Raw genomic sequence first — 22184 nt, 5'->3', positions numbered from 1 at the left:
CGAGCAGGACAGCGGGCGAGTGCGCGGGCAGGCGCGTCCGGGCGGGTCCACGCAGCACGATGCCGGGCACCTTCCGCGTCGGAAGGCACCCGGCATCACCTCTCCGGACCGCCCGGCTGCCCGCACGGCCCCCCGTCGCCGTACGGACAGCCGGGCGGCAACCGGAAGTTCGGGCGCCGGGCCGGTGCGCAGTACCGGCCCGGTCGCTCAGGTCCAGGTCATCAGCCGCCTGGGGTGCTCCAGCACCGCTGCGACGTCCGCGAGCACCTTGGACCCCAGCTCGCCGTCCACGAGCCGGTGGTCGAAGGAGAGCGCGAGCGTGGTGACATCGCGCGGCTTGACCTTGCCCTTGTGCACCCACGGCTGCTGCCGCACCTGCCCGAAGGCGAGGATCGCGGACTCCCCGGGGTTGAGTATGGGCGTGCCCGTGTCGACGCCGAACACACCGACGTTGGTGATCGTCACCGTGCCGCCGTTCATCGCTGCCGGGCTGGTCTTCCCCTCACGGGCGGTGGCGACCAACTCGCCCAGGGCCTGGGCCAGTTCGGGCAGCGTCTTGGCGTGGGCGTCCTTGATGTTGGGCACGACCAGGCCGCGCGGCGTGGCCGCCGCGATACCCAGGTTCACGTAGTGCTTCTGGACGATCTCCTGGTTGGCCTCGTCCCAGGACGCGTTGGCCTCCGGGTGACGGCGCAGCGCCACCAGGAACGCCTTGGCGACCATCAGCAGCGGGTTGACGCGCAGCCCCTGCATGTCCGGGTCCTGCTTCAGCTCCCGTACGAGCTTCATCGTCCGCGTCACGTCCACGGTCACGAACTCCGTGACGTGCGGAGCGGTGAAGGCACTGCTGACCATGGCCTGTGCCGTGGCCTTGCGTACACCGCGGACCGGGATCCGGGTCTCGCGCGCGTCCCCTGCGACGGGCGCCGCTTCCGCGCCCGCGTCACGGGACGCGGCAGCGCCGGCGGGTGCCGCCTGCCGCGTGGGGGGCTCCGGCCGCGCCGGGGCGGGTGCCGCCGCGGCGTGTACGTCCTCGCGCGTGATGACACCGCCGGGACCGGTCGGTATCACCGTCGCGAGGTCGATGCCCAGGTCCTTGGCGAGCTTGCGCACGGGAGGCTTGGCGAGCGGCCGGCCGTCTCCGGCGAAACCGTTCGCCGTGCTGTCCGGGACGGCCTCCGGGACCGGCTCCGCCGGCGCCGCCGGGACTGCCGCGGCCTCCCCGTGTCCGTTGAGCTCTCGCTGCAGGGCGGCCTGCCCGGCCGGCTGCTTGCGCGGCCGGCGCTTGGTCGGCGACTCGGCCACGCCGTAACCGACCAGCACGGGCTGCCGCTTCTCGCCGCCACCGCCGCCGTCGCCCGGGCTCTCGGGCACGGGCTCGGACGACGGCGCCTGAGCGGGCACCGCGCCCGCCCCGGCCGGCGCCCCGCCGTCCAGGGGGCCCGCGGACGGGTCGGTGTCCACGGCGATGATCGCCGTGCCGACGTCCACCGTCGTGCCTTCCTCGAAGCGCAGTTCGTGCACGGAACCGTTGAAGGGGATGGGCAGTTCGACCGCTGCCTTGGCCGTCTCGACCTCGCAGACGACCTGGCCGTCCGTGACCGTGTCACCGGCCTGGACGTACCACTTGAGGATCTCCGCCTCCGTCAGCCCCTCGCCCACATCGGGCATCTTGAACTCGCGGATGCGGGTGGCGCTCTCAGTCATCGTCACGACTCTCCTCAGTACGCCAGGGCGCGGTCGACGGCATCGAGCACCCGGTCCAGCCCCGGAAGGTACTCGTCCTCCAGCCGGGCCGGCGGATACGGCGCGTGGAACCCGCCCACACGCAGCACCGGAGCCTCCAGATGGTAGAAGCACCGCTCCGTGATCCTGGCGGCCACCTCCGAGCCGGTCCCCAGGAAGACGGGCGCTTCGTGCACGACCACAAGCCTGCCGGTTTTCTCGACGGACTTCTGGAGAGTGTCGAAGTCGATGGGCGACATGGAGCGCATGTCGACCACTTCGAGGGAGCGGCCCTCTTCCCGCGCCGCGTCCGCGGCCTCCAGGCAGGTCTTCACCATCGGCCCGTAGGCCGCCAGCGTGAGGTCGCCGCCCTCTCGCGCCACGCGTGCCGCGTGCAGCGGGGCGGGGATGGCGGTGACGTCCACCTCGCCCTTGTCCCAGTAGCGGCGCTTGGGCTCGAAGAAGATGACGGGGTCGTCGCTCTCGATGGCCTGGCGCAACATCCAGTACGCGTCGGCTGCGTTGGACGGAGAGACGCACTTGAGGCCGGCGACGTGCGCGAACAGTGCCTCCGGCGACTCGCTGTGGTGCTCCACCGCTCCGATGCCGCCCGCGTAGGGGATGCGGACGACGACAGGCAGTTTGATCTTGCCCAGTGCGCGGGCGTGCATCTTCGCGAGCTGCGTGACGATCTGGTCGTACGCCGGGAAGACGAACCCGTCGAACTGGATCTCCACGACCGGCCGGTAGCCGCGCAGCGCGAGGCCGATGGCCGTGCCGACGATGCCGGACTCGGCGAGCGGGGTGTCGATGACCCGCTGTTCCCCGAAGTCCTTCTGCAGACCGTCGGTGATACGGAAGACGCCGCCGAGCTTGCCGACGTCCTCGCCCATGATCAGGACCTTGGGGTCGTTCTCCATCGCGGTGCGCAGCGACTCGTTGAGCGCCTTGGCGATGGGCATCCTGCGTACGTCCGCCGTGGGGGTCGGAGTGGAGCGACCGGCGGTGGAAGAAGTGACGGCAGCGGCCATGTCAGCGGCCCTCCTCGGCGGAATCGGCGAAGGACGCGAGGTACTCGGCGAACTGGGCGCGCTCCTCGTCCACAAGCGCGTGCCCGTCCGCGTAGACGTTCTCGAAGATCGCCATGGTGTCCGGGTCCGGCATGGTGCGGATCGCTTCCCGCACGTGCTTGCCCATGGCCTCGCTCTCCTCTTCGATCTCGGCGAAGAAACCGGGATCGGCCAGGCCGTCCTTCTCCAGATACGTGCGGAGCCGGGAGATGGGGTCCTTGGCCTCCCACTCCGCACGCTCCTCGTCGCGGCGGTAGCGCGTCGGGTCGTCGGAGGTGGTGTGTGCGCCCATCCGGTACGTGAACGCCTCGACCAGCATGGGCCCTTCGCCGCTGCGCGCCCGCTCGACCGCGGCGCGGGTGACGGCGAGACAGGCCAGCACGTCGTTGCCGTCGACCCGCACGCCCGGGAAGCCGAAGCCGCTGGCGCGCTGGTAGATGGGGACGCGGGACTGGCGCTCCGTCGGTTCGGAGATGGCCCACTGGTTGTTCTGGCAGAAGAAGACGACCGGGGCGTTGTAGACCGCGGAGAAGGTGAACGCCTCGGCCACGTCGCCCTGCGACGAGGCGCCGTCGCCGAAGTACGCGATGACCGCCGAGTCGGCACCGTCCAGGTTGACGCCCATCGCGTAGCCGGTGGCGTGCAGGGCCTGGGAGCCGATGACGATCGTGTAGAGGTGGAAGTTGTTGGCGCTCGGGTCCCAGCCGCCGTTGTTCACACCGCGGAACATGCCCAGCAGGTTCGTCGGGTCGACGCCCCGGCACCAGGCGACACCGTGCTCACGGTAGGTGGGGAAGACGTAGTCGTCGTCGCGCAGGGCGCGGCCGGAACCGATCTGCGCCGCCTCCTGGCCCAACAGCGAGGCCCACAGGCCGAGTTCACCCTGCCGCTGGAGGGAGGTCGCCTCGGCGTCGAAGCGCCTGGTCAGGACCATGTCGCGGTAGAGGCCGCGCAGCTCTTCCGGGGTCAGATCGATGGCGTAGTCGGGGTGTTCGACCCGCTCGCCCTCGGGCGTCAGCAACTGCACCATCTCGGGTCCGGCGACCTCGGCCGTGGGTGCGGCTGCGCCGGTCTTCCCGGCGGCCGCGCCGCGACGGGCCGAACCGCTCGTCCTGGCACCGGACTTGGCGGGCTTGGCGGATTTCGCGGACTTGGCCGGTTTCGCGGACTTCGCGGTCTTGGCAGCCCTGGTCGACGCCGCCTTGGTGCTCTTCGCCGCCTTCGCCGCCTTGCCGTTGGCTGCCGACTTCGCGGCCCCGGTGCGGGTGCCGCTGCGCGCTGCGCCGTTCCCGGCTGTGTCGCCCGCCGCGCCGGTGGTGCCCGTTGCGCCTGTGGTGCCGGTCGTGCTCCCGGCGTTGCTCTGGGCGGACGCCGTCTTCTTCGTCGCGCGCTTGCCTCCGGTGCCGCTGCGGCGCGGTTTGCTGCGCGCGGCAGTGCTCTCCACGGTCACGTGTGCTCCTCTTCTGTCCGGCCTCCGGGGTCGCCGGCGGCCTGGGGGTCCTCCGCCCGTCAGGCGGAGGGAGGCTCGCCCGGTCCCGTACGGCGCACGGGGTGGGTGCGGCACGGACGCGAACCGAGCGGTGACTGATCTCTCGGTTGAGGCCCGCTGGAGCCGTGCCCAGACCTCCATACATGCATGAAGCTGCCCTGACCTGCAACTTTGATCGGAGTTCCAACTAAACGAATCGGAAGCCCAACCAAGCCGCAGAATCAGGGACATCACTGGTCACGGCCTCGCGGGCCTCATAGTCCCCTGCACGTTATCCCGCAGCTCCAGAATGCGGGAAGGGCAGAGCGCGGACCAGTATGTGAGACTGAAAAAATGGAAGAAATCGCGCAAATCACCGTCTTCCTGCTCGACGATCACGAGGTGATCCGCCGGGGCGTGCGAGAGATGCTCTCGGCGGAGCCCGACATCGTGGTGATCGGCGAGGCCGACAACGCAGCGGACGCGCTGGAGCACATCCCCCGTCTCTCCCCCGATGTCGCAGTGCTCGACGTACGGCTGCCCGACGGCAGCGGCATCGAGGTCTGCCGCGCGCTGCGCTCCCTCGACCAGGACATCGCCTGCCTGATTCTCACGTCGTTCTCGGACGAGGAGGCGCTCGTCCACGCGGTGCTGTCGGGAGCGTCCGGTTACGTCTTGAAGGGCATCCGGGGCAAGGAGCTGCAGAACGCCGTACGGGATGCCGCCGCCGGGAAGGTCCTGCTTCCCCCTGCCGCAGCGCACCGGGTCGTGGAGCGGCTGCGTACGGGCCGCACCGGCCAGGACGGGCACGACCGCCTCGCGGCACTCACGCCCCAGGAGCGCAGCATCCTGGACCTGATCGCCGAGGGCCTGACCAACCGCGCGATCGGCTCCGAGCTGAACCTGGCGGAGAAGACCGTCAAGAACTACGTCTCCCAGCTGCTGGCGAAGCTGGGCATGGAGCGCCGGACGCAGGCAGCGGCCTACCTGGCACGGATCCAGGCGGAGCGGGACGAATCTGTGTGACCGCACCCGGTACGCCCGTACGGGTACGGGCGCCCGGCGCGGGCGCAGGGGACCGGCAGGAGGCTCTGGCGAGCGGCCCGGGTACCGCCGCCGGGGCCGGTGACGCGAAGGGGCGGGCTCAGTCCTCGGGGCCGCCGCCACCGGAGATGCCGGTGCCGCCGTTCTCGCCGCCGCCCTGGTCGTTGCCGCCGGCGCCGTCCGTCGGGGTCGGGTCGTCCGTCGGGTCGGTGGGACCGCCCGTGTTGCCGTCCGAACCGCCGTTGCCGCTGGAGTCCGACTCGCTCGGAGTGTCCGACGGCTCCTCCGAGGGGGAGCTCTCCGTCTCGCTCGGCCTCGTCTCGGAGGGCGTCTGCGAGGGTGTGACGTCACCGGTGTCGCCCGTGCTGGTGCCGGGGTCCTCCTCGGTCTCCGTCGGCGACGCGGAGGGCTCGTCGGTGGTCTCCTTCTCCTTCGGCTCGGAGGTCGAGGAGTCCGGCTTGACGTCGTTCTTGTCGCCGTCCTGGTTGAGCGTGGCCGCGTAGTAGATGCCCATCGCCACGGCGATCACGGCGAGGAACGCGAGGAGCGCGTACTTGAAACCGCTGCCGCCGCGGCGGTCACCGCGCCGGTCCCCCTCGAAGCCGCCGTCGTCCCGGTCGGGGCGGCCCATCAGCATCGGCGGTGCCAGCTGCGAGGTGTCGCCGTGGCCGGGGTGCTGCCGTGCGTCGGCGCCGGGGACGCCCATCGCGGGGGTGGAACCGCCGCCGTGCGCGACCGGGCCCGTGTTCCACATGCCGCCGCTGTGGCCGCCCTGCTCCTGAAGCATCTGCAGGGCGTACTGCGCGAGACCGCGCATCTCCTCGGCGCTCTGGAACCTGTCGTCCGGGTCCTTCGCCAGGGCGCGCATCACGAGGCCGTCCAGCTCGGGCGGCACGACGTCGGAGACCTCGGACGGCAGCGCCGCCTCGTCCTGCACGTGCTGGTACACGACCGAGAGCGGCGTCTCGCCGGTGAACGGAGGCCTGAGCGTGAGCAGTTCGTAGAGCAGGCAGCCGGTCGCGTACAGGTCGGAACGGATGTCGACGGTCTTGCCGAGGGCCTGCTCGGGCGAGAGGTACTGCGGCGTGCCCATCACCATGCCGGTCTGGGTCATGGTGTTGGAGGCGCCGTGCAGGGCGCGGGCGATGCCGAAGTCCATCACCTTGACCGCGCCGGAGTTCGTGATGATGACGTTGGCGGGCTTGATGTCCCGGTGCACGATGCCGTGCTGGTGGCTGTAGGCCAGGGCCTCCAGCACCCCCGAGACGATGATCAGGGCCTGGTCGGGCGGCGGCGCCTCGGCGTTCAGCAGCAGGTCGCGGATCGTACGGCCCTCGACCAGCTCCATCACGATGTAAGGCGTGACGTTGCCGCCGACGGTCTCCTCGCCGGAGTCGTAGACGGCGACCACGGAGTGGTGGTTGAGCCCCGCCACGGACTGCGCCTCACGCGTGAAGCGGGCCTTGGAGACCGGGTCCTCGGCGAGGTCGGAGCGGAGCAGCTTGACCGCGACCGTACGGCCGAGACGCAGGTCCTCGGCTGCGTAGACCTCCGCCATGCCGCCCCGTCCGAGGCGGTGCGAGAGGCGGTAGCGGCCGTCGCCGACAAGTCCGTTGTTGCCCCACAGCTCCGGCGATTCGGCCATCGAGCCGCCCATGGCGTCGGGGTCGGAGGGACCCCCGCCGGCCTGCGTCTGTGCCATCTGTCCTCGCCGTGGATCGAAATGCCGTGGGTCGCGCGGTTGCGTCTCCCCTGGCGGTCACCTGCACCGGCTCTGCACCCGGCTCACCGGACGCGCACCGGGACGCCCCGCTCCGCATTGGAGGCTACAGGCTCAGGGGAGTTACATGGATGGGGACGAACAGCCATCCAATCGGCTGCGGTGCCCGGCTGGCAAGTTCGCAGGCGACGGGTGCCCGGCCGGATTCAGGCCCCTCCGGCGCCCCCGCCACGGGCCCGGAGTGCGTGTGCGCACGGTCCGCAGGGACCCGGCGGGCCCCCTGTCGGTGGCGGTGTGAAATCGACCAAGCTGCCACAGTTGTGGCACAGGTTGCGCGCCCGGTGTTACGGAACGGGCACTGAGCTTGACGTGACGGGGCCCTCCGGCAGACTTGGGCGAGTACCAGGATCATCGGACACCGGGGCTGGAAATCTGCCCTGAAAAACCTGTGCGGGGGGCGCGCCGCCCGAGGGGGAGCAGCAGAGATGAGCGACGACGGCGGAAACGCCGCACAGTACTTGGGCCGTGCGGTCGGCAACGGCCGTTTCCAGCTTCAGAGTCTGCTCGGGGCCGGTGGTATGGCCGCGGTCTACCTCGCCCACGACTCCGTTCTCGACCGTCAGGTCGCAGTCAAGACGCTGCACACCGAACTCGGGCGTGAGCAGTCCTTCCGTGAACGGTTCCGCCGCGAGGCGCAGTCTGTCGCGAAGCTCACACACACCAACATCGTCTCGGTCTTCGACTCCGGTGAGGACGAACTCGACGGCACGCTCGTCCCGTACATCGTCATGGAGTACGTCGAGGGCAAGCCGCTGCGCACCGTCCTGGACGAGGACATCGCGCAGTTCGGCGCGATGCCCACCGAGAAGGCGCTGAAGATCACCGGTGACGTGCTGGCGGCGCTGGACGTCAGCCACGAGATGGGCCTGGTGCACCGAGACATCAAGCCCGGCAACGTGATGATCACCAAGCGCGGCGTGGTCAAGGTGATGGACTTCGGCATCGCGCGGGCCATGCAGTCCGGTGTGACATCCATGACACAGACGGGCATGGTCGTCGGCACTCCGCAGTACCTCTCCCCGGAGCAGGCGCTGGGCCGCGGCGTCGACGCGCGCTCGGACCTCTACTCGGTCGGCATCATGCTCTTCGAGCTGCTGACCGGGCGGTTGCCCTTCGACGCCGACTCCCCACTGGCCATCGCCTACGCGCACGTCCAGGAGGAGGCGCCCGTCCCCTCCTCGATCAACCAGTCGGTGCCGCCCGCGGTGGACGCCCTGGTGGCGCGGACGCTGAAGAAGAACCCCAACGAGCGTTTCCCGACTGCCGAGACGATGGGCGAGGAGTGCTCTCGCATCGGCGGCTCGGGTGCGGCGTCGGGCACCTCTCCGATCATCGTCAGCGGCGGGCCGAGGGCGCAGAGCGGCGCCGGCGTCGGCCAGGCCGTGTTCCCCCCGGTCAACGACACGGGGACGCCGCCGCCCCCGGGTCAGCAGCACTACCAGCAGCCGTACGGCGGTTTCGGACCGTCCACACCTCCGCCGCCCGGCCAGACGCCGATGGGCCAGTACCAGCCCGTCGCGCCCTACGGGCAGCAGGGCGGCGCGTCGCACACCCCGCCGCCGTACACGCTCACTCCCACCGCGGCAGGCGGGAACGGGGGGCGCAAGAGCAACGCCGGCGTGATCGTGGGGTCGCTGGTCGCGGTGCTCGTGGCGGTCATCGCGGTGGGCTTCGCCGTGCTGATCCCCCAGGACGACGAGGACCCGAAGACCACCGGGGGCGACACCATCACGGCGTCGCCGTCCCTCGAAGCGCCGTCCGAGACGCCGTCCGAGGATTCGGGCAGCAGCGGCGGCGACAGCGGGGGCGACGGGTTCAAGCCCGAGGACAAGTCCAAGACGATCGACACAACCCGGTGCACGCAGGCGTCGGACAGCTACACCGAGAAGGGCAAGAAGATCCTTCCGGACTTCACCTACAAGAACCTCGCGTCGGTGAAGAAGTGCATCAGCAGTGCCGGCTGGAAGCTCGACGACATCGAGTACGAGGACGAGAACCTCTGGGGCAAGAACACCGTCCTGCAGCAGTCGCCCGACGGCATCGACGCCTTCGACCCGAAGAAGGACAAGATCGAGCTGACGGTCTCCACCGGCAAGCCCTCGGACTGACCGGACTCGCCGCCGGCTGAGACCGGCGGCGCTTCGGCCTGCGAGACGATCGGGCGCCCGTACGCATCAACTCGTGCGTACGGGCGCCTTCTTGCCGCTCGGACGGGGCCCGCCCCGCGTGCCGGGGCACGGGTCCGGAGGGGCGATCCGGGGCACCGGCCGGAGGCCACGAGGCGGACGTAGTTCCGTCAGACATGGACGGGATTCCGTCAGCCGCGCCTAGGGTGCGTCGGCAGGTCGCCGCACCTCCACCGTCCGGAAGCGGTCGGAGACGAACGCCCCGTCGCACAGAGCCACGTTCGCCGCGGGGTTGCCGCCGGAGCCGTGGAAGTCGGAGAAGGCCGCGGTCTGGTTGACGTACACCCCGCCCGTGAGATTGAGCGAGAGCTGCGCGCACTCGTCCAGGCAGGCGTCCTCGATCAGCCGCTCGACGTCCGGCGACGTCGTGTACGCCCCGACCGTCATCGCGCCCTTCTCGCGGACCGTACGCCGCAGCAGCGCGACGGCGTCGGCTGTGGAGTCGACGGCGACGGCGAAGGAGACCGGCCCGAAGAACTCCGAGAAGCAGACGGCCTCCGACCCGGGCTTCGCGGACTCCAGTTTGACGATGACGGGCGTGCGCACCGTCGCCCCCGGGAAGTCGGGGTGCTCCACCGGCCGGGATTCGAGAGCGACTTCGCCCAGCGAAGGAGCCGACTCGACCCGCTCTCGGACCTGTTGGTTGACGATCGCTCCCAGCAGAGCGTTCGCCCGGGCATCGTCGCCGAGCAACTTGCCCACCGCGGTGGCCAGATCGGAGACGACCTCGTCGTAGGTCTTCTCACCTGCGTCCGTGGAGATGCCGCCGCGGGGGATGAGCAGGTTCTGCGGCGTGGTGCACATCTGGCCGCTGTAGAGCGAGAGGGAGAAGGCGAGGTTGCCGAGCATGCCCTTGTAGTCGTCGGTGGAGTCGATGACGACAGTGTTGACGCCGGCCTTCTCGGTGAAGACCCGGGCCTGGCGGGCGTTGTTCTCCAGCCAGTCGCCGAACTCGGTGGAGCCGGTGTAGTCGATGATGCGGATCTCGGGCCGCAGCGCCAGCTCCTTGGCGATGCCCTCCCCCTCGCGCTCGGCGGCCAGCGCCACCAGGTTCGCGTCGAAACCGGCTTCCCTGAGGACATCGCGTGCGATGCGCACGGTCAGCGCCAGGGGAAGCACCGCCCGCGGATGCGGTTTGACGAGGACGGGATTCCCCGTGGCCAGGGAGGCGAAGAATCCCGGATAGCCGTTCCAGGTGGGGAAGGTGTTGCACCCGATGAGCAGGGAAATGCCCCGGCCCACCGGCGTGAAGTGCTTGCTGAGGTTCAAGGGGTCACGCTTGCCCTGGGGCTTGGACCAGTCCGCAACGCCGGGAGTGCGGACCTGCTCCGCGTAGGCGTAGGCCACGGCCTCCATGCCGCGGTCCTGCGCGTGCGGCCCGCCCGCCTGGAGGGCCATCATGAACGCCTGTCCGCTGGTGTGCATCACGGCGTGCGCGAACTCGTGCGTGCGGGCGCTGATCCTGGCCAGGATCTCCAGGCACACCGCCGCCCGCACCTCCGGGCCCGCCTCACGCCAGGCGGGCATCGCCTCACGCATCGCGGGGAGCAGCACGTCCAGTTCGGGGCGGGGGTATTCGATGCCCATCTCCAGGCCGTACGGCGAGACCTCCGTCGCCGTCCAGCCCCCTTCCGGGCCCGTGACGCCCGGCTGCCCGTCGATCTCGAAGCGGCTGCCGCGCAGCGCGTCGAAGGCGGCCTGCCCCTGCCCGGCGCTCAGCGAGCCCTCCGGGGCCCCCTCCACGCCCTCGCCGTACGCCTTCGGGTGCTCGGGATGCGGCGACCAGTACTCCCGGGTGCGGATCGCCTCCAGCGCACGGTCGAGTGTGGGACGGTGCCTCTCGGTCAGCTCGACCGCGGAGAGCGCAGTGTCACTGGACGTGGTGACAGGTGTGGTCACGGGTGCGGTCACGAACGACCAACTCCTCGTCGGACTGGGTGGCTGGGGCTGTCTGTCTTACGGCAACAGGTAGATACTGCTACCGAACGATCGGTCGGGGCAAGGGGGGCCGGAGAGCCTGTGGATAACCTGGATAGCATCGGCGGCATGCCGGCCAAGCGCGACACCTACACACCCGATTCGCTCCTGAAGGTCGCCGTGGAGGTGTTCATCGAGCGCGGCTACGACGGCACGTCCATGGAGCATCTCTCCCAGGCCGCGGGGATCTCCAAATCCTCGATCTACCACCACGTACGCGGCAAGGAAGAACTGCTGCGCCGTGCGATAAGCCGCGCGCTGAACGGGCTCTTCGGCGTCCTGGACGAACCGCGCGCCCGCGAGGGCCGCGCCGTGGACCGGCTCGAACACGTCACGCGCCGCACCGTCGAGGTGCTGATGACCGAGCTGCCCTACGTGACGCTGCTGCTGCGGGTGCGCGGCAACACGGACACCGAGCGCTGGGCCATGGCTCGGCGCCGCGAGTTCGACCAGCGGGTCTCGGAACTGCTGAAGCAGGCCGTGGCGGACGGCGATCTGCGCTCGGACGTCGACGTGCGGCTGGCTACGCGGCTGCTCTTCGGAATGATCAACTCCATCGTCGAGTGGTACAGGCCCGGGCGTGCGGGACGCGGAGGCTCGGCCACGAGCGACGAGGTCGCCGAGGCCGTGGTGCTCACGGCGTTCGCCGGTCTGCGCAGTTAGGGCACGTCGCACCCTAGGCCTGCTCGGGCGGAGGCCCGGGCGCCGCACGGAGGGTGCGCCGTCCGGGGCCCCGCGCTCGGAGTTCAGCCGTGCCCGTGCCCGCCCGGTTCCGGGGGAGCGGGAGCCGGAGACGGTGCGAGAGATGGGGCGGGAGCCGGAGCGGGAGCGTCCAGGAGTACGCCGGGGTTGAGGACTCCGTGCGGGTCGAGGGCCGCCTTCGCTGCCTTCAGGGCCAGTGCGTAAGGCTCCGGCCGCTGCCCGTCGTAGCCCGGACGGTGGTCCCTGCCGACGGCGTGGTGGTGGGTGACGGTGGCGCCGTGCCGGGCGAGCGTCTCCATGGCCGCGGCCTTGATCTCGTCCCACATGGCGAGTTCGCTGCCGCGGCGTCCGGCGGCGATCACCGTGAAATACGGGGCCGGGCCGTCCGGATAGACGTGTGTGAAGCGGCAGTTGACCAGGCCGGGCCGTCCCGTGACCTCCTCGACGGCGGCGCCGATCCCGGCACGTACCTCCCGGATGAGACCGGGCGCCCGGTCCCAGGTACAGGCGGTCTCGAAGGTCTCGGTGATCGCGCTCATCCGGGCCAGCCCGTCCCGTACGTAGGGCATCCGCAGGAACGCGGAGCGCCAGGCGCCGACAGCCGCCGACGGCCCGTCCGGCCCGCCGTCGCCGCTCCCGTCGCCCCCGCCGTCGCCGATGCCGTCGCCCCCGCCGTCTCGGCCGGCAGCCGCGTCCCTGGACGTACGGACGAGCCCGCCGTGATCGGCTGCGAGCGCGGTCAGCTCCGCCAGCCGCCCGTCCACCGGACGGTGCGCCGACTCCACACCGAGGACCAGCACGCTCGTGCCGTCCTCGGCGACACCGGACACAGCCGCCTCGCCCGGGTCGAGCAACCGGCAGTTGGCGGGCTGGAGACCGGACTGCGCGATGGCGCGCACGGCTTCGGCGGCAGCGTCGAAATCGGTGAAGGAGACCGACGCCGACCGCTTGTGCACGGGACGGTCCTGCAGCCGCATCCACGCCTCGGTGATCACTCCGAGGGCGCCCTCGGAGCCGAGGAAGAACCGGTCCGGCGAGGGGCCGGCTCCGGAGCCCGGCAGCCGCCAGGACTCCGAGACGCCCGCCGGGGTGACCACCCGCATCGACTCGACCAGGTCGTCGATGTGCTGGTACTGCGTCGCGTAGTGCCCGCCCGCCCGGGTGGCCAGCCAGCCGCCGAGCGTGGAGAACTCGAAGCTCTGCGGGAAGTGCCGCAGCGTCAGCCCCGGCCCGTCACCGCCGGTGTGTTCGCGGAGCTGTGCCTCCAGGGCCGGGCCGAACACACCCGCCTGGATACGCGCTGCCCGGCTGACGGTGTCGACCTCCAGGACGCGGTCCATCGCGGACAGGTCGAGGGTGAGCACCGCGTCGTGGGAATCCCCGCGGTACTCGACGCCGCCGACCACCGAACTGCCGCCCCCGTAGGGGATCGCGGCGACGTTCCGCGAACCTGCCCAGTCCAGCAGATCCACGAGTTCCGCCTCTGTCTGCGGGAAGGCGACGAGATCGGGTGCGGCGGAGAGGTCCCCGTGGAGCGCGCGGACGACGTCGCGGTAGGCCTTGCCGTAGGTGTGGCCGGCGCGTACGTCCGGGTCGGCGGACACCCGGTGGGCGAGCGAAGCAGGGGGCCGGGCACGCGGCGGCGCGAGCGTGAGGCCGCCGACGTCCGGCACGGGCAGCGGCCGGGAGGGCAGCCCGGGAACGAGAGCCGCGAGCTCGGCGCACTCACTGTCGGGGAGCGCTCTGTCCGTACGTCCCCAGCCCCACCAGGATCTGGCTGCTCCGGACGGGACGGTCGTCGTCGCCATTGAGGACCCTTTCGCGGCGCTGGGCTCGCCAAGTTACTGGACGGTCGCCCGCGTGGGGAGGGGCCTTCGAGGGGCCTTCTCGCAGCGCTGCCTCCACCGTTCAGATCTCGGGTTCGAGGTCGGTCTCCTCGAAGACCAGCAGCGTCCGGGTGCTGATCACCTCGGGAATCGACTGGATGCGGGTCAGCACCAGGTCCCGGAGCGACCTGTTGTCGGCGGTGTGCACCAGGAGAAGCACGTCGAAGTCCCCGCTGACCAGCGCCATGTGCGCTGCGCCCGGCAGCCGCAGCAACTGCTCCCGGACGCTGCGCCAGGAGTCCTGCACGATCTTCAGCGTGATGTAGGCAGAAGCACCCTGACCTGCGCGTTCCTCGTCGATCCTGGCGCTGAAGCCACGGATGACGCCGTCGTCCAGCAGCCGGTTGATGCGGGCGTACGCGTTGGCGCGGGAGACGTGCACCTGGTCGGCGAGCGCCCGTACGGACATCCGGCCGTCCGCCCGCAGAAGGCGCAGGATGTTCCTGTCGACGGGATCGAGCGGGCGCGCCGGAGGTCTCGTGTCCAGGAACGGCTGCAGGGACTGCTCCGCCGGGGCGAGGGGAGGCTCCGTCTGCGCCTGGGACAGTTCCGCCGGCGCCGGGAACGGCTCCGTGCCTTCCGGCCCGCTGCCCGGACCCGTGCCGCCGTCGCCGCCGGACGTGTCGGCCGTGTTGGCAATCTGTCCGTCCGGCATGCCCGGTGGCCTCCCCTCGTTGGACGTCCTGCTCCCATCGAACGCACAGACGCTCAAGTTGTCCACAGGCTGGGGCCGCCTGTGGCCAAAACGCCCCAGCGACCGAACAATCGGTAGGGAAGCGAACCGCTTCCGTGTCCACCAGCCACTCCCACGAGGAGGTGCTCGTCTTGACGGTCCTCGAGCAGTCCGGGTCCTACCACCTCGCCCCGCCCCCGGCCTGGCGCCCTCGCCGTGACCCCGCCCCGCTCCTGCCCGACCAGGAGCCCTACCGGCTGCTGGGCACCGGAGCGCAGCTCGACGGCGACCTCCTGCTGGAGCTGTACGGCCACGTGGTGCGCGGACGCCGCTACAACGAGCAGGCGACGGCGCTCACCAAGCAGGGCCGGCTCGCCGTCTACCCCTCCTCCACCGGCCAGGAGGCGGCGGAGGTCGCCGCGGCCCTCGCACTGCGCGAGCAGGACTGGCTCTTCCCGAGCTACCGGGACACCCTGGCCGCCGTCGCCCGCGGCCTCGACCCCGTGGCGGTGCTGTCACTGCTCCGGGGCGACTGGCACAGCGGCTACGACCCGCGTGCCACCCGCGTCGCCCCCCTGAGCACCCCGCTCGCGACCCAGCTGCCGCACGCGGTCGGCCTGGCACACGCGGCCCGTCTCAAGGGCGACGACGTGGTCGCGCTCGCCATGGTCGGCGACGGCGGTACCAGCGAGGGGGACTTCCACGAGGCGCTCAACTTCGCCGCGGTCTGGCAGGCCCCCGTCGTCTTCCTCGTGCAGAACAACGGCTTCGCGATCTCCGTGCCGCTGGCGAAGCAGACCGCGGCGCCGAGCCTCGCCCACAAGGGTGTGGGTTACGGCATGCCGGGCCGGCTCGTCGACGGCAACGACGCGGCAGCCGTCCACCAGGTGCTCGGCGAGGCGGTCGAGCGCGCCCGCCGTGGCGAGGGCCCGTCGCTGGTCGAGGCGGTGACGTACCGGGTGGACGCCCACACCAACGCCGACGACGCCACCCGGTACCGCGACGCCGCAGAGGTCGAAGCCTGGCGTGAGCACGACCCGGTGGCGCTGATGGAGCGTGAACTGCGCTCCCGGGAGCTGCTGGACGACGCGGGTGTGCGGCAGGCCGCCGAGGCGGCGGAGGCGATGGCCCGGGACCTGCGCGAACGCATGAACCAGGACCCCGAGTTGCAGCCGATGGACCTTTTCGAGCACGTCTTCGAGCGCCGCACGGCACAGCTGGAGCAGCAGGCCCGGCAGCTCCGCGCCGAACTCGACGCGACAGCGACGGACGGCACGGCTGACGGCACGGCGAGGCACACGGGCAGCACGAGGGAGGACGCCTGATGAGTACGGCGACGGGCGCATCGGTGAACGCCGGCACGAACGGCGACGCGGTACCCGCGGCCGGGGCGCAGCGGCCTGCCGCCGCCCGCAAGCCCGCGACCATGGCGCAGGCCCTCAACCGCGCCCTGCGGGACGCGCTCGCCGAGGACCCCGCCGTGCACGTGCTCGGCGAGGACGTGGGCGCTCTGGGCGGCGTCTTCCGCGTGACGGACGGCCTCACGAAGGAGTTCGGCGAGGACCGCTGCACGGACACCCCCCTCGCGGAGGCCGGAATCCTGGGCACCGCGGTGGGCATGGCGATGTACGGGCTGCGGCCGGTCGTCGAGATGCAGTTCGACGCGTTCGCCTACCCGGGCTTCGAGCAGCTGCTCTCGCACGTCTCCCGCATGCGCAACCGCACACGGGGCCGGCTCCCCATGCCGATAACGGTGCGCGTCCCCTACGGCGGCGGCATCGGCGGCGTCGAACACCACAGCGACTCCTCCGAGGCGTACTACATGGCGACGCCCGGACTGCACGTCGTCACACCGGCGACGGTCGCGGACGCCTACGGGCTGCTGCGCCGCTCCATCGCGAGTGACGACCCGGTGATCTTCCTGGAGCCCAAGCGGCTGTACTGGAGCAAGGCCGACTGGTCGCAGGAGCAGCCGGAGAGCGTCCCGGAGATCGGCCGCGCGTGCGTCCGGCGGGCGGGCACGTCGGCGACGCTCATCACGTACGGGCCGTCGCTGCCCGTCTGCATGGAGGCGGCGGAGGCCGCAGCCCGCGACGAGGGCTGGGACCTGGAGGTCGTCGACCTGCGGTCGCTCGTGCCCTTCGACGAGGAGACGGTCGTGGAGTCGGTCCGCCGCACCGGCCGCGCCGTGGTCGTCCACGAGTCGGCGGGCTTCGCCGGCCCCGGCGGGGAACTGGCGGCGCGGATCAGCGAACGCTGCTTCCACTACCTGGAGGCACCCGTGCTGCGCGTATCGGGTTTCGACATCCCCTATCCGCCGCCGATGCTGGAGAAGCATCATCTTCCCGACGTGGACCGGGTGCTGGACGCGGTGTCCCGTCTCCAGTGGGAGAGCGATTGGCGGGCCGGCGGACGGCCCGAGGGAGGGGTGCGCTGATGCCGTCGGTACGCGAGTTCAACCTTCCGGATCTGGGCGAAGGGCTGACGGAGGCCACGGTCGTGCGGTGGATGGTCGCCGTCGGGGACGTGGTGGCGGTCGACCAGCCGGTCGTCGAGGTCGAGACGGCCAAGGCGCTGGTGGACGTGCCCTGCCCGTACGGCGGCGTCGTCACCGCCCGCTACGGCGACGAGGGCGCCGAACTCCCCGTGGGGGCGCCCCTGCTGACGGTCGCCGTCGGAGCGTCCGAGGAGCCCGGGCAGCGCGGCGGAGCATCCGGGAACGGGCGCACAGGCGAGGGGGAGACCGCCGAGGGCGAGACCCACGCGCCCGGGGCCGCCACCTCCACAGCAGCCACGTCCACAGCAGCCACGTCCACCGCCGACGCCGCGGACTCCTCCGGGAACGTGCTGGTCGGCTACGGCACGGCAGGTTCCACCGGTCGCCGCCGCCGTACCCGTGCCGTCGACGGATTCCTCCCGGCGGACGGGCAGCCGGCCGGCAGCGTGAGCACCGCGCCCCCGCCTGCGCCGCCCGCACAGTCGCCGCCGGCCGGGCCTTCCCCCCGGACGCCCCGGCAGGGCCCGGTCCCCGTCATCTCGCCGCTCGTGCGGCGTCTCGCCCGGGAACACGGCCTCGACCTGCGGCGGGTCACCGGCTCCGGCCCGGAGGGCCTGATCCTGCGCGCGGACGTCGAGCGTGCCGCCCGTTCCCGCACGGAGGCCGCCCCGGCGGCCGGCACCGCGCGGACGGACGCCGTCCCCGCCGCCGTACAGCAGTCCCAGCAGGGCACTGGCCGGGCGCCCACCCGCATCCCGCTGACGGGCTTCCGCGGCACTGTCGCCGACAAGCTGTCGCGCAGCCGCCGTGAGATCCCCGACGCGACCTGCTGGGTGGACGCCGACGCGACAGAGCTGCTCGCCGCACGCCGCGCCATGAACGCACACGGAGCGGCCCACGGCAGCGGGAAGATCTCGCTGCTGGCGCTCCTCGCCCGCATCTGCACGGCCGCTCTCTCCCGCTTCCCCGAGCTGAACTCCACCGTCGACACCGACGCCCGTGAGGTTCTCCGGCACGCGGACGTGCACGTCGGCTTCGCCGCGCAGACGCCGCGCGGGCTCGTCGTCCCCGTCGTGCGGAACGCGCACGCCCTGGACGCCGGCGGGCTGACGGCGGAGATGTCCCGGCTCACGGAGTCCGCCCGTCAAGGCACGCTCACGCCCAGGGAGATGACGGGAGGCACCTTCACCCTGAACAACTACGGCGTCTTCGGCGTGGACGGCTCGACGCCGATCATCAACCACCCCGAGTCCGCGATGCTCGGCGTCGGGCGCATCACGGAGAAGCCGTGGGTGGTCGACAGCCGACTGGCGGTGCGGCACGTGGTGCAGTTGTCGCTCACGTTCGACCACAGGGTGTGCGACGGAGGCACTGCGGGCGGGTTCCTGCGCCATGTCGCGGACTGCGTGGAACAGCCGGCGGTGCTGCTCCGTACGCTCTAGGGCGTGACACCCGACGTCCCCACGGACAGCCAGCGCTTCCCGGACAGCCGTCGCCCCGCGGACGGGCGGTGTTCTGCGGACGGCCACGCCGTCCGCAGACACGATGCCGTCGTGCTCGCGGGCGGCGGGGCCAGACGTCTCGGCGGCGCCGACAAGCCCGCCGTGACCGTCGGCGCCCGCCCGCTCCTCGACCGCGTGCTGTCGGCCTGCGCGGACGCGACGACCACGGTCGTCGTCGGTCCGCGCAGAGCCACGCAGCGACCGGTGACGTGGGTGCGCGAGCAGCCGCCGGGCGGCGGTCCCCTCGCAGCGCTCGACGCGGGGCTGCGGCACACCACCGAGCCGACGGTGCTCGTCCTCTCCGCCGATCTGCCGTTCCTGCGGGAAGAGACCGTCCGGACGCTGCTGTCCGGCGTGGACGCCGCACCGGAAGGAGGCTCCGCGCCGGAAGGGGACGCCGCGGCGGACGGGAACGCCGCGGCGGGCGAGCCCGGAGGCTTCGAGGGCGCCCTCGTCGACGACGGCCGCGACCAGCCCCTTCTCGCCGCCTACCGCACCGAGTCACTCCGTCGTGAACTGGCGCTGCTGCACACCGAGTACGGAAGTCTCCACGGTCTCCCCTTGCGGCTTCTCCTTCCTGAGCTGAGACTTCGTCGCGTACGCGCGTCGTCCGACACATCCGACGCCCTCGACTGCGACACCTGGGACGACGTCGCCGCCGCGAGGGCCCGTATCAGGGAGCGTGACGCTGTGCTGGACGAGTGGATGACCGCCGCGAAGGCCGAACTCGGCGTGGAGCTGGACGTCGACACCGCCATGCTCCTGGACCTGGCCCGCGACGCCGCGCACGGTGTGGCGCGCCCCGCCGCGCCCCTGACGACATTCCTGGTGGGCTACGCGGCCGCCGCGCAGGGCGGCTCGCCGCAGGACGTCGCGGAGGCGTCCCGCAAAGCGGTACAGCTGGCGGCGCGTTGGGCGGCGGAAGCGGAGGAAGCCGGACAGGCCGGGGAAGCCGACGGCGAGCGATGAGCGGCCCGGACGAGCTCGACGAGGCGCTCGCGCTGGCCAACGACTCCGTCCGCCGGCGCGACCCCGCCGCCCGTGCGCGCACCGCGACGGGGGCGTGCGCCGCGGCGCACGGCCGCGGGGACAGCGACAGCGACGGCGACGAGCTCGACGCTCCGGAGTGGCTCACGCCCGCCTCCCCCTCGACCGGCGGCCGGGGCCCCGCCCCCCGGACGGGGCAAGGACGTCCTCAGGCGCCCGCGGGCGGGCGCGAGCCCCACTCCCACGACCTCCCCTGGGCCGACGCCCGTACGTACGCCGCCCGCGCCGCCGGCCCGGTGCCGTCCTGCACCCTCCCCCTGAGCCAGGCGCTGAACCACACTCTCGACGCGCCTCTCGACGCCCTCACCGATCTGCCCTCGTTCGACACCTCCGCCATGGACGGCTGGGCCGTCTCCGGGCCCGGCCCGTGGGAACTCGCGGACGGGGAACGCCCCGACAGCCACGGCCTCCTCGCCGGAGACCGGCGCCGGCCGCGCACCCTGCCCGACGGCCGCGCCGTCCGCATCGCGACGGGAGCCCGCGTACCTCCGGGCGCGAGCGCGGTGCTGCGGTACGAGTACGGCGAACTCGACGGCAGCCGTCTGCGCGCCACGAACAGGCCGCAGCCAGGCGCGGACATCCGCCCCCGCGGCCAGGAGTGCCGCTCCGGGGACCGCCTGCTGCCCACGGGCACTCACGTCACGCCCGCCGTGCTGGGCCTCGCGGCCGCCGCGGGGTACGACCGGCTCACCGTCACAAGGCGCCCCCGGGCCGAAGTCCTCGTACTGGGTGACGAGTTGCTGCACCAGGGCGTCCCCCGTGAGGGCCGCATCCGGGACGCGCTCGGGCCGATGGTCGAGCCCTGGCTCACCGCGCTCGGTGCGGACGTCCTGGTCACCAGGCGACTCGGGGACGACGCCGAAGCACTCCACGAGGCGGTGGCCACGACCACGGCGGACGTCGTCGTCACCACGGGCGGTACCGCGCGGGGCCCGGTCGACCATCTGCGTCCCACGCTCACCCGCGCGAGTGCGCGCCTCCTCGTCGAGGGCGTACGCGTCCGGCCCGGCCACCCCATGCTTCTCGCGCGGCTTCCGGCGGGGCGCGGCAGCCGGCAACCCGACGGCTCAGGGCCGTACCTCGTCGGCCTGCCCGGAAACCCCCTGGCCGCGCTCTCCGGTCTGATGACGCTCGCCGCACCTCTGATCCGTACGCTCGCGGACCGCCCCGCCGAGAAGCCGCCGTCCGCCTCTCTCAGCGACGACGTGCAGGGGCATCCCCGCGACACCAGGCTCGTACCGGTCACCTGCTCGCCGGAGCAGTCGCATGCCCGTCCTCTCCTCTACAACGGGCCCGCCATGCTGCGCGGCATCGCCACCGCGACCGCCCTCGCCGTCGTACCGCCCGGTGGGGCCACCGCCGGGACCGGGGTTCCGGTGCTGCCGCTCCCCTGGCACGGCTGGTGAGTAACGTACTCACGTGACCGATCAGTACCGCGTTCTGCTGCCCCGCTCCAAGGTCAGCCCCCAACTCCAGGTCGGGAGGCGGCTGCTGGCCGCGCTCCTGGTCCTGACGTCGACCGTTCTGATCGTCTACTTCGACCGCGGGGGATACCGCGACAACGCCGACGACGGCGGCGTCTCCTTCCTGGACTGCGTCTACTACACGACCGTCACGCTCTCCACGACGGGTTACGGCGACATCGCCCCTGTCAGCGACGGGGCACGCATCGCGAACATCCTGCTCGTCACCCCGCTCCGCGTCCTCTTCCTGATCATCCTCATCGGCACCACGCTCGAGGCGCTCACGGACCGCACCCGCGAGCAGTGGCGCCTGTCCCGCTGGAGGTCCCAGTTGCGCGACCACACAGTCGTCGTCGGCTTCGGTACGAAGGGCCGTTCGGCGGCTCAGACACTGCTCTCCACGGGGGTCGGCCGGGACCGGATAGTGGTCATCGATCCCAGCCACCATGTGGCGAAGGCCGCGAACGACGAGGGGTACGTGAGCGTCGCGGGCGACGCCACCCGCAGCGACGTGCTCGCCCGCGCGGAGGTGCGGCGGGCCAAGCAGATCGTCATCGCGACACAGCGCGACGACACCGCTGTGCTCGTCACGCTGACCGCGCGTCAGCTCAACCCGCGCCTGAAGATCGTCGCCGCGGTGCGGGAGGAGGAGAACGTACCGCTCCTCCGTCAGTCCGGCGCCGACTCCGTGATCACCAGCGCGAGCGCCGCGGGCCGTCTTCTCGGTCTCTCCGTGCTCAGCCCGCACGCGAGTTCCGTCATGGAGGACCTCATCCAGCAGGGCTCGGGGCTCAGCCTCAACGAACGTCCGGTCACCAAGGCAGAGGTGGGTTGTTCGCCGAGGGAGTGCAAGGACCTCGTGGTGACGGTCGTCAGGGGACACCGCCTCCTCGGCTACGACAACCCCGAGGCCGACCCGCTGCAGTCCACCGACCGGGTCGTGGTGATCCACCGCTCCTCGACCCCGCATGCGGGAGGGCCCGCGGCCGGCACCGATCCGACGCACACCGGTACGGGCGGGGCGGCCCGCCCCGGGGGCCCGGACAGCACGGGCGGTGCGGGCGGTACCGGCGGCGTCGGCTTCTGGCGGAACGAACGCGGAGGCGGCAGATGAGGAGCGCGGTCCGGCCCCGCTGAGCGCGTACGGCCACGGACCCGTGGCCG

General features: G+C 71.9%; 16 protein-coding genes. 9 read left to right on the top strand and 7 right to left on the bottom strand.

The genetic code is table 11. The features are described 5' to 3' along the window. Positions 1-207: 207 nt before the first annotated feature. From ACFPA8_RS16390 to pdhA (ACFPA8_RS16380), 3 genes are all read right to left on the bottom strand, one after another. Complete coding sequence (locus tag ACFPA8_RS16390; RefSeq protein WP_386448936.1) at positions 208-1707, bottom strand: dihydrolipoamide acetyltransferase family protein; 1500 nt, start codon at positions 1705-1707, stop codon at positions 208-210. A gap of 14 nt (positions 1708-1721) precedes the next feature. After that, complete coding sequence (locus ACFPA8_RS16385) at positions 1722-2687, bottom strand: alpha-ketoacid dehydrogenase subunit beta (protein WP_386449503.1); 966 nt, start codon at positions 2685-2687, stop codon at positions 1722-1724. A gap of 70 nt (positions 2688-2757) precedes the next feature. Continuing rightward, positions 2758-4245: a pyruvate dehydrogenase (acetyl-transferring) E1 component subunit alpha gene (gene pdhA, locus ACFPA8_RS16380; RefSeq protein ID WP_386448933.1), complete on the bottom strand. Its 1488-nt coding sequence runs from the start codon at positions 4243-4245 to the stop codon at positions 2758-2760. A gap of 372 nt (positions 4246-4617) precedes the next feature. Between pdhA (ACFPA8_RS16380) and ACFPA8_RS16375 the strand changes: the two genes are divergently transcribed. Continuing rightward, positions 4618-5289: a response regulator gene (locus ACFPA8_RS16375; RefSeq protein ID WP_386448931.1), complete on the top strand. Its 672-nt coding sequence runs from the start codon at positions 4618-4620 to the stop codon at positions 5287-5289. A gap of 118 nt (positions 5290-5407) precedes the next feature. Here the strand turns inward: ACFPA8_RS16375 and ACFPA8_RS16370 are convergent, their stop codons facing one another. Beyond that, positions 5408-7009, bottom strand: a complete 1602-nt coding sequence (locus ACFPA8_RS16370; protein ID WP_386448928.1) for a protein kinase domain-containing protein — start codon at positions 7007-7009, stop codon at positions 5408-5410. Positions 7010-7512: 503 nt separating this feature from the next. Between ACFPA8_RS16370 and ACFPA8_RS16365 the strand changes: the two genes are divergently transcribed. Further along, positions 7513-9195 carry a protein kinase domain-containing protein gene (locus tag ACFPA8_RS16365; RefSeq protein ID WP_386448925.1) on the top strand — a complete coding sequence of 561 codons (1683 nt, stop codon included), beginning with the start codon at positions 7513-7515 and terminating at the stop codon, positions 9193-9195. A 219-nt stretch (positions 9196-9414) separates the two neighbouring features. Here ACFPA8_RS16365 and paaN read toward each other — a convergent pair whose 3' ends face one another. Beyond that, the gene (paaN, locus tag ACFPA8_RS16360) at positions 9415-11172 is read right to left on the bottom strand and encodes a phenylacetic acid degradation protein PaaN (protein ID WP_386449501.1); all 1758 of its coding nucleotides are present in this window, start codon (positions 11170-11172) and stop codon (positions 9415-9417) included. A 147-nt stretch (positions 11173-11319) separates the two neighbouring features. On the opposite strand from paaN, the gene ACFPA8_RS16355 reads away from it, so the two are divergent. Next, entirely contained in the window at positions 11320-11913 is a 594-nt protein-coding gene (locus ACFPA8_RS16355) for a TetR/AcrR family transcriptional regulator (protein WP_386448922.1), read from the top strand. A gap of 83 nt (positions 11914-11996) precedes the next feature. On the opposite strand, the gene ACFPA8_RS16350 is transcribed toward ACFPA8_RS16355, so the two are convergent. Together ACFPA8_RS16350 and ACFPA8_RS16345 are read right to left on the bottom strand one after the other, a co-directional pair. After that, on the bottom strand, positions 11997-13760 hold the full coding sequence (locus ACFPA8_RS16350) for an FAD-binding oxidoreductase (protein WP_386448919.1): 1764 nt from the start codon (positions 13758-13760) through the stop codon (positions 11997-11999). A 100-nt stretch (positions 13761-13860) separates the two neighbouring features. After that, positions 13861-14493, bottom strand: a complete 633-nt coding sequence (locus ACFPA8_RS16345) for an Lrp/AsnC family transcriptional regulator (RefSeq protein WP_386448916.1) — start codon at positions 14491-14493, stop codon at positions 13861-13863. Between the two features lie 170 nt (positions 14494-14663). Here ACFPA8_RS16345 and pdhA (ACFPA8_RS16340) point away from each other — a divergent pair, with 170 nt between their 5' ends. The 6 genes from pdhA (ACFPA8_RS16340) to ACFPA8_RS16315 all read left to right on the top strand — a co-directional run bounded on the left by pdhA (ACFPA8_RS16340) (position 14664) and on the right by ACFPA8_RS16315 (position 22134). Beyond that, the gene (pdhA, locus tag ACFPA8_RS16340) at positions 14664-15836 is read left to right on the top strand and encodes a pyruvate dehydrogenase (acetyl-transferring) E1 component subunit alpha (RefSeq protein WP_386449499.1); all 1173 of its coding nucleotides are present in this window, start codon (positions 14664-14666) and stop codon (positions 15834-15836) included. A 101-nt stretch (positions 15837-15937) separates the two neighbouring features. Further along, positions 15938-16948: an alpha-ketoacid dehydrogenase subunit beta gene (locus ACFPA8_RS16335; RefSeq protein WP_386449497.1), complete on the top strand. Its 1011-nt coding sequence runs from the start codon at positions 15938-15940 to the stop codon at positions 16946-16948. Next, entirely contained in the window at positions 16948-18450 is a 1503-nt protein-coding gene (locus tag ACFPA8_RS16330) for a dihydrolipoamide acetyltransferase family protein (protein ID WP_386448913.1), read from the top strand. The genes ACFPA8_RS16335 and ACFPA8_RS16330 overlap by 1 nt, the downstream gene beginning before the upstream one ends. 111 nt (positions 18451-18561) lie before the next feature. Beyond that, positions 18562-19479, top strand: a complete 918-nt coding sequence (locus ACFPA8_RS16325; RefSeq protein ID WP_386449495.1) for a DUF6457 domain-containing protein — start codon at positions 18562-18564, stop codon at positions 19477-19479. Then, positions 19476-20963 carry a molybdopterin molybdotransferase MoeA gene (locus ACFPA8_RS16320; protein WP_386448910.1) on the top strand — a complete coding sequence of 496 codons (1488 nt, stop codon included), beginning with the start codon at positions 19476-19478 and terminating at the stop codon, positions 20961-20963. The genes ACFPA8_RS16325 and ACFPA8_RS16320 overlap by 4 nt, the downstream gene beginning before the upstream one ends. Before the next feature lie 13 nt (positions 20964-20976). Beyond that, positions 20977-22134: a potassium channel family protein gene (locus tag ACFPA8_RS16315; RefSeq protein ID WP_386448908.1), complete on the top strand. Its 1158-nt coding sequence runs from the start codon at positions 20977-20979 to the stop codon at positions 22132-22134. Positions 22135-22184 lie beyond the last annotated feature (50 nt).

This window comes from Streptomyces ovatisporus, from assembly GCF_042653885.1.
Classification (GTDB): domain Bacteria; phylum Actinomycetota; class Actinomycetes; order Streptomycetales; family Streptomycetaceae; genus Streptomyces; species Streptomyces ovatisporus.
This window is presented reverse-complemented; position numbering and strand designations above follow the sequence as displayed.